A 1,228-nucleotide genomic window follows, 5' to 3' on the forward strand; every position below is an offset into this window, starting at 1 on the left:
CTAGGACTTTTGTCCCAGCCTCTTTTTCTTTATAAAATCAGAATTTCTAAACTCTAACTCATTCTATGGTATACTAGGAATATGTTAGATTTAAAAGATTACGGGATTACCATGTGGGAGGAGGAGAAAATCGCTTCCTTCCGAGAAAAGTTATTAGTCTGGTATGATGCCCATAAACGGGATCTTCCCTGGAGAAGGACCCAGGATCCTTATAAAATTTGGATCTCAGAAATTATGCTCCAGCAGACACGTGTCGATACGGTGATTCCTTATTATGAGCGTTTTTTAGATTGGTTTCCGACGGTCGCTGATTTGGCTCAAGCCCCTGAAGAAAAACTCTTAAAAGCTTGGGAAGGTTTGGGCTATTACTCACGTGTCCGCAATATGCAGAAAGCTGCCCAGCAGATAATGGAAAATCACGGAGGAGTGTTTCCATCAAGCTATGAGGCCATCTCTCAACTTAAGGGAATTGGGCCTTATACAGCTGGTGCCATCGCTAGTATTGCTTTTGGATTACCAGAGCCAGCAGTAGATGGCAATGTCATGCGTGTTATAGCCCGTTTGTTTGAAGTGGACTACGATATCGGAGTTCCGACCAATCGCAAGATTTTTCAAGCCATGATGGAAATCTTGATCGATCCGGCCCGGCCGGGTGATTTCAATCAGGCTTTGATGGATTTGGGATCCGATATTGAATCACCAGTCAATCCACGGCCGGAAGAGAGTCCTGTTAAGGAATTTAGCGCAGCCTACCAACATGGGACCATGGATCGTTATCCCATTAAGGCTCCTAAGAAGAAACCTGTACCTGTCTATCTAACAGCCTTTATTATCAAGGATAGTCAAGGACGCTACTTGCTGGAGAAAAATGAGCGAGAGGGGCTTTTATCAGGTTTCTGGCATTTCCCCTTGATCGAAGTGGATAGCCTATATGAGAATCTAGGCCAATTATCTCTATTGGATGGGAAGAGGGAAGCAGAGCGTAACCCTGAAATTCTTTTCTTTGAACAGGACTATGACTTGGCCATTGATTGGCAGGACAGATCTTATCCTATCGTCCAGCATGTCTTTTCGCATCGTAAATGGCAGGTTCAGATTCGATACGGCCTAGTAAAAGAAGGGGAGCAACCAGCAAGCGAATCGACTGTTTGGTTAACACCAGAAGAATTTTCGGACTATCCTTTTGCTAAACCCCAGCAAAAGATTTGGACGACTTTTACGGAAAATG

At 44.1% G+C, this 1,228-nt stretch carries 1 protein-coding gene; it reads left to right on the forward strand.

The window, feature by feature from the left end; translation table 11 throughout:
- Positions 1–81 precede the first annotated feature (81 nt).
- A partial coding sequence (gene mutY, locus SPADD19_RS06320; RefSeq protein ID WP_061455545.1) for an A/G-specific adenine glycosylase occupies positions 82–1,228 on the forward strand: 1,147 nt, incomplete at its 3' end.

Origin of the sequence: Streptococcus parasanguinis, from assembly GCF_001578955.1 — a bacterium.
Taxonomy (GTDB): domain Bacteria; phylum Bacillota; class Bacilli; order Lactobacillales; family Streptococcaceae; genus Streptococcus; species Streptococcus parasanguinis_U.